5 protein-coding genes and 1 rRNA gene are annotated in these 6,361 nt (G+C 69.1%); 2 read left to right on the forward strand and 4 right to left on the reverse strand.

Annotated elements, in window-relative coordinates:
- Position 1: 1 nt before the first annotated feature.
- A complete protein-coding gene (gene rsmI, locus HMPREF3165_RS00915; protein WP_070510129.1) occupies positions 2–931 on the reverse strand; it encodes a 16S rRNA (cytidine(1402)-2'-O)-methyltransferase in 930 nt (309 codons plus the stop codon).
- A 53-nt stretch (positions 932–984) separates the two neighbouring features.
- Here rsmI and HMPREF3165_RS00920 point away from each other — a divergent pair, with 53 nt between their 5' ends.
- Positions 985–3,180: a dolichyl-phosphate-mannose--protein mannosyltransferase gene (locus HMPREF3165_RS00920; RefSeq protein ID WP_070510132.1), complete on the forward strand. Its 2,196-nt coding sequence runs from the start codon at positions 985–987 to the stop codon at positions 3,178–3,180.
- Here the strand turns inward: HMPREF3165_RS00920 and HMPREF3165_RS00925 are convergent.
- Positions 3,133–3,825 carry an NAD(P)-dependent oxidoreductase gene (locus HMPREF3165_RS00925; RefSeq protein WP_070510135.1) on the reverse strand — a complete coding sequence of 231 codons (693 nt, stop codon included), beginning with the start codon at positions 3,823–3,825 and terminating at the stop codon, positions 3,133–3,135. The genes HMPREF3165_RS00920 and HMPREF3165_RS00925 overlap by 48 nt on opposite strands.
- Positions 3,822–4,784 (reverse strand): EamA family transporter, encoded by a 963-nt coding sequence (locus tag HMPREF3165_RS00930; RefSeq protein WP_070510138.1) that lies wholly within the window; start codon positions 4,782–4,784, stop codon positions 3,822–3,824. Before HMPREF3165_RS00930 ends, HMPREF3165_RS00925 begins: the two co-directional genes overlap by 4 nt.
- Positions 4,785–4,862: 78 nt before the next feature.
- Here HMPREF3165_RS00930 and HMPREF3165_RS00935 point away from each other — a divergent pair, with 78 nt between their 5' ends.
- Positions 4,863–5,768: a LysR family transcriptional regulator gene (locus HMPREF3165_RS00935; protein ID WP_070510142.1), complete on the forward strand. Its 906-nt coding sequence runs from the start codon at positions 4,863–4,865 to the stop codon at positions 5,766–5,768.
- 224 nt (positions 5,769–5,992) lie between these two features.
- On the opposite strand, the gene rrf is transcribed toward HMPREF3165_RS00935, so the two are convergent.
- Positions 5,993–6,110: ribosomal RNA gene (gene rrf / locus HMPREF3165_RS00940) — 5S ribosomal RNA — on the reverse strand.
- Positions 6,111–6,361 lie beyond the last annotated feature (251 nt).

Genomic DNA, 6,361 nt, shown 5'->3' on the forward strand with positions numbered 1-6,361 from the left:
CTCAGTCTGCGCTGTCACGCAGCGCCAGGGACGCGCGGTAGACCTCGTTGGGGCGCAGACCGGCCTCACCGGCCGCCTGGGCCGCGGCCGCCTTGAGGCGCATGCCGGCCTCGGCCAGCGCCAGGGCCTTGTGCGCGGCGGCCTCGGGGCTGGCGGCGACAGGCTCGGCTCCGGCGACCACGAGGACCACCTCCCCCAGGACGCCGTCGGCCGTGGCCCGTGCCAGCTCGGCCAAGGGGGCCCGCAGCACCTGCTCATGGGTCTTGGTCAGCTCCCGGCACAGTGCCGCGGGGCGTTCGGCGCCGAGAGCCTCGACCATGGCGACGAGGGAGTCGTGGACGCGGCGGGGGGACTCCAGGAAGATCATGGTGCGCTCCTGGGTGGCCAGGGACTCCAGGGCCCGGCGCCGCTCCCCCGGCCTGCGCGGCAGGAATCCCTCGAAGCAGAAGCGGTCGGAGGCCAGTCCGGACAGGGCCAGGGCGGTCAGCACCGCTGAGGGGCCCGGTGCGACCGTGACGGGCACCTGCTCGCACACCGCAGCCTGGACGAGCCGGTACCCGGGGTCGGAGACCGAGGGCATGCCGGCATCGGAGACGACCAGGACGCGGAGGCCGGCGCGGGCGGCCTCGAGCAGCTCGGCGGCGCGCTCGCGCTCGTTGTGCTCGTGGAAGGCGATGACACGCCCGCGGGGCTCGACGTCGAGGCGCTGGGCCAGGGACCGCAGCCGGCGGGTGTCCTCGGCGGCGATGAGGTCGGCCTGCTCCAGGGCGCGACGCAGACGCAGTGAGGCGTCAGAGACATTGCCGATCGGGGTGGCAGCCAGGGTGATCGTCCCGCCGCGCAGGTCCGGGCTGTGGGCGGCGGGAGCATCGACGGGATCAACGTCGGCGTCGTCGGCGGCGGCAGGTGGGGGCGGGCTGCTCTCAGTCATAGGACACAGTATGTCGGTGCGCCCTCGATGTAGCCTCCGCCTACACTCGGGGTGTGACGACTCCGAGCGCGCTGTCTCCCGAACAGTCCCCCGAGCAGTCCCGCGACGGTTCCCCCGGCCCGGACGCGGAGCAGGAACGAGCACAGGAAGCCGCCCCGGCGCGGGACGAGGCCACGAGCCCCGCGCCGGTCGAGGTCGCCGTCGCCGAGCCCGTCATCGCTGAACGCGACACCGAGCCCGCCGCCGAGCGTACCGAGGCCGAGCTGCGCACCATGCTCGGGCTGGGCCCGGTGGGTGCCGTGATGCCCCTCGGCGTGAGGGCACGCGGGTGGATCGTCACCGGCGTCGTCGGCGTCATCGCCGCCCTGCTACGCCTCATCGGACTGAACCACCCCAAGACACTCATGTTCGATGAGATCTACTACGTCAAGGACGCCTACTCCCTGTGGCACCTGGGCTATGAGGCCGCCTGGGACGACAAGGCCGGCTCGGCTGACGCGGCCTTCGCCATGGGGGACTTCTCCAAGCTCACCGACAGCGCCGCCTACGTCGTCCACCCGCAACTGGGCAAGTGGCTCATCGGCGCCGGCATGGAGATCTTCGGGCCGGAGTCGCCCTTCGGTTGGCGGTTCATGCCGGCCGTCGCCGGGATCCTCACGGTGATGCTGCTGGCGCGCCTGACGATGCGCCTGACGCGCTCACCGCTGCTGGCGGGCCTGGCCGGGCTGCTCCTGGCGATCGACGGCGTGGCCCTGACCGAGTCCCGCATCGGGCTGCTGGACGTGTTCATCGGTTTCTTCGCCACCTTGTCCCTGTACTGCCTGGTCCGCGACCGGGAGTGGTCACGGGCGCGACTGGCCCGCAGGATGGCGGGGACCACGCCCGGGGCGCGCGCCCCGCACGCCACCATCCGTCCCTGGCTGCTGGCCGCGGGCATCGCACTGGGGCTGACCTGCTCCATCAAGTGGTCGGGTCTCTACCTCGTCGCGGTGTGCGGCATCGCCGTCGTCATCTGGGACACTCTGGCGCTACGGCGAGTGCGCGCACGGGCCTGGTTCCTGGAGGGGACGGTCGCCCAGGGCGTGAGCGACTTCCTGCAGGCGATTCCGGTGGTCATCGTGGTCTACGTCGGCTGCTGGTGGTCCTGGTTCACCCACCTGGGTGCCTTCAAGCACGGCTGGACGGCCGAGCAGATCAAGCAGGGGCTGCCGGTTCCCGCCCCCTGGCTGTCCGGTTACGTCGACAACTCGGTGTTCGAGAAGATCAACGACTTCATCGCCTACCACCAGCAGATGTACGAGTTCCACGTGGGCCTGGACGCCCCGCACACGTACCAGTCGAAGCCCTCGGGCTGGCTGCTGCAGACCCGCCCGACCTCCTTCTTCTGGGAGGACAAGGCTCAGGTGCCGCAGACCTGCGGGGGTGGGGACTGCATTCAGGCCATCACCTCGATCGGGAACATCGTCATCTGGTGGTCGGCCGTGGTGGCGCTGGTGGCCGTGGTCATCATCGGGGTCAAGAACCGCGACTGGCGGGCCTGGGTGCCGCTCATCGGCTACCTGGGCCTGTACGTGCCCTGGTTCCAGTACCGGGATCGCACCATCTTCACCTTCTACACGGTGGCCTTCGTGCCCTGCGTTGTGCTCGTCCTCGTGCTGGCGCTGGGCATGGCCTCCGGGCTACTGCCACCGCTGCCGGGCTCGGCGAGCGCCGACACGCAGATGGAGGCCCTCCTCAGGCGGCAGATCGGCCCGGGCATCCGGCCGTGGCGCGGCATGGGCGCCAGATTCCTGGGTTTCGGCCCGCAGTTCGCGCGCACACCCGTGTGGACGCCGCCGGTGGAGGAGACCGACCCCGGCATCTACCGCATCAACCCGGCTCTGGTCGACGGCGACGACGACCTCGAGCCCGGCGCCCCCCTCACCGACCCGCGGACCGATGCGGCCCTGGCGCGCAGCTACGACGAGCTGACCGGCTACCCGGCCCCGTCGACGTCGTGGGACGCAACCAAGCCGGCGTGGTCCGACGGCGGGGTGCCACGGCTGGCTGGCCGCCGCAGCCCGTGGGCCTCCTTGGCGAAGTGGACGATGGCCCCCACGTGGCAGATCCGCACCGAGGGCATCGGCCTCATCATCGTGGTCACGCTCCTGGCCTGTGCGGCGGCAGCCTTCTGGTGGCCGATCTGGACCGGGCAGACGGTCTCACGCTCCTTCTGGGTCTCGCACATGTTCCTGTCGTCCTGGATCTAAGTCCCCTGCCTCCGCGGCGACGACGGTGATGTGCTGCTCGCCGCCGGGATGCTCCAGCTCGTCGACGACGGCGAGCGCCAGGTCCTCAGGGCTGATGCGGGACTCACCATGGGCGTCCCGCAGAAGCGTCGTGGTTCCGCGGCGGTAGGAGCCGGTGGCATCTCCTGGAGCGAAGATCGCCGGAGGGCTGAGATAGACCCAGCCCTTGTAGCTGTGCGCCTGGCACGCCCGGAACTGATCGAGGCTTGCCTGGGCCACGTCTCTCCAGGCCGGCGGCACGATGGTGGGGTCGTCAATGGCGAGGGTGCTGGGATCCGTGGGCGAGCTCAGCGGAGCCGCGCCCCCGATGATGAGCAGGGGCGTTCGGTTCCTGGAGGCGGCGTCCAGGACGGCCGTCGTCAGTTGGGCCAGGTCGCTCTCGTGACCGGCGGGCGGGCGCAGTGCGACCACAGCGGCGTCACTGTCTTTCAGGAGACCGGCCACGCCCTCGACGTCGGTGACGTCCAGCAGGCGCGAGGTGAGGCGGGCGCCAGCCCGATGGCGCCGCCGTCGGGATACGGCGGTCACCTCGTGACCGCGGCTGAGCGCTTCGTTGACGACGGCGGTCCCGGCCATGCCGGTGGCACCAAGGACGGTGATTCTCATGAGGGGTCCTTTCGAGAGGAGGAGCGGGAGGAGTGCGGGGCGAGCTGTCCTGCGCTCATCGCAGTGAGAGCGAGCGCGAATCCCAGGAACTGGATGGATGTGAGTGCCTCATCGGCAATGACGTGTCCGAGGAGCGCCGCGTTCAGAGGTGAGAGCAGGCCCAGCAGTGCCGTCGGTGTGACCGGCAGCCTGCGGATACCCTCGAACCACAGGACGTAGGCGGCAAGCCCTCCTACGAGCCCGAGCCAGGCGTATCCCGCCAGAGCCGCCGTATCGATTCCGGTCGGGAGGCCGTCGATGATGAGGACGGGCGCAGTCAGCAGGAGGCCGCCACCGGTGAGCTGCCATCCGGCCAGGGCAAGGGCGCTGACGCCGTCGGGCCTGCCCCACCGTTTGGTGAGCACGACTCCCAGCCCCATCGAGGCGGCTCCGCCCAAGCCGGCCGCCACCCCGAGGGCGTCGAGCTGAGCCTGCGGTCCCAGGACGACGAGAGCGATACCGACGACGCCGGCCACGCCCCATATCAGCCTCCATGCCGATAGGCGCTCACCGAGGACGGTGACGGCGAGGCCTGCGACGATGATCGGTTGCGCGGCCCCGAGTGTCGCGGCCGCACCTCCGGGCAGGCGCTGCGCGGCGACGAAGAGGAGGGGGAAGAAACAGGCCATGTTGAGGGCCCCGAGGACGATGCTCTTCCACCACCACGTTCCGCGTGGCAGCTGCCGGGAGGCGAGGAGGGCGAGGACGCCCGCAGGGAGTGTCCGCATCAGTGCCGCGAAGACCGGATGCCCCGGAGGAAGGGCGTGGGTGGTGACGATGTACGTCGTCCCCCACACAGCCGGTGCCAGGGATGTCAGAGCAATCCAGGCGATTCTCGATCGGCGGCCTGACAGACCGGCGCCGGGCGCAGCCGACCTGGAGTCACTCGAGGCTTGGGAGGGCGCGACATGAGTCGTCATGCGTCCAGCCTGAGGTGCTCACATCGATTCGTCGATGACATGGATGAGATGGGAGCGATGCACACATAAGATTGATGGATGGAGTTGCAGCAGTTGAGGTACGCCGTGGCTATCGCCGAGGAACAGAGCTTCACGCGCGCGGCTGAGAGGTGCTTCGTGGTGCAGTCGGCCCTGAGCCGGCAGATCAAGTCTTTGGAGAGCGAACTCGGGGTGAGGCTGTTCGCGCGCACGAGCCGCAAGGTGGAGGCGACGCCCGCCGGCGAGGCGTTCGTGGAGCAGGCACGGTTGTGCCTCCGGGCAGCGGAGCGCGCGAAGGTTGCGGCGGCAGCTGCTCACGGAGACATCCGGGGGGCACTGACCATCGGGGTGATCCCGACCGTGACAGCAGTGGATGTTGCGGCGGTGCTGGGCGCATTCCGTCGCGGCTACCCCGAGGTGGGCGTGCACGTGCGCACTGGTGGCAGTGATGAGTTCCTGCGTCGTATTGCGGCTGGGGAGCTCGACGTGGGCTTCCTCGGCCTGGCGGAAGGCGTGACACCGCAGGGCGTGCAGACGCGAGAGCTCTCACGGGAGCGCCTGGTGGCGGTGCTGGCGGAGGGGCACCGATTGGCGGGGCGACGCCAACTCCGCATGGAGGACCTGGCAGACGAGCCGTTCGTGGACTTTCCCGAGGGTTCGTCAGGACGCGAGCAGTCCGATCTGGCCTTTGACAGGGCTGGGCTCCGCCGTGAGGTGAGCTTCGAGGTGAACACGGCCGACCTCACCGGATTGGTGCGTCAGGGACTGGGGGCCGCTCTTGTCGCTCCCAGCGTGGCCCGAGAGGCGCCCGGCTGCGTGTGCATCCCCGTCAGCGACGGTCCGGTACGGGTGGAGTACCTCGCGTGGGACTCCTTCAACCCCAGCCCAGTGGCACAGGTCTTCGTTGACTCCATTCTCATGCCCGCAGGCCAACGCCCCTTGTCGCTCACCGCGACGACGGCGTAGATGCGGGGCAAGAAGCATGGCACCGTACGCGGCCACCAAGAAGAACGCTCAGAACAGTTACTCCTGCACCGACGATGGATCCCGCCGCAGGAGGGATGAGAGTCATCGTGATACGTGCGCCAGCATCGCGGCGTCGGGTGGTGTTGAGTGTGTTGTTGGTGCGAGGACATAGGTAACTGGCCCGGAGCCGCTCGTGGCGGTTCCGGGCCAGCTGTGTGGTGTGTGCTCGGTGGTGTCCTACTCTCCCGCACCCTGGCGGGTGCAGTACCATCGGCGCTGTCAGGCTTAGCTTCCGGGTTCGGGATGGATACCGGGCGTTTCCCTGTCGCTGTGACCACCGAGACGACTACATGGGCAGTGCGTCAGTGCTCTTATGATTCTGTTATCGGCTCGCCTTGCAACACATACTGTGCGTGTGCTGGTGGTGTGGGTTGGGTGTGGACCGTATAGTGGACGCTTCGCGTTTACCGTGTTACTCACCCCCGGTGCTCCCACGCACACTAAGTGTGTGGTGTGTGGGGGTGTTGTTGTTTGTGTTGGCCTATTAGTACCAGTCAGCTCACCAACCGTTGCCGGTCTTCCACTTCTGGCCT

The sequence above is a fragment of the Actinomyces sp. HMSC08A09 genome, assembly GCF_001807465.1.
Lineage (GTDB): Bacteria > Actinomycetota > Actinomycetes > Actinomycetales > Actinomycetaceae > Actinomyces > Actinomyces oris.

Coding starts and splice junctions, on each gene's coding strand:
- rsmI (WP_070510129.1), bottom strand. CDS start 931: ATGACTGAGAGCAGCCCGCCCCCACCTGCCGCCGCCGACGACGCCGAC.
- HMPREF3165_RS00925 (WP_070510135.1), bottom strand. CDS start 3,825: ATGAGAATCACCGTCCTTGGTGCCACCGGCATGGCCGGGACCGCCGTC.
- HMPREF3165_RS00930 (WP_070510138.1), bottom strand. CDS start 4,784: ATGACGACTCATGTCGCGCCCTCCCAAGCCTCGAGTGACTCCAGGTCG.
- HMPREF3165_RS00935 (WP_070510142.1), top strand. CDS start 4,863: ATGGAGTTGCAGCAGTTGAGGTACGCCGTGGCTATCGCCGAGGAACAG.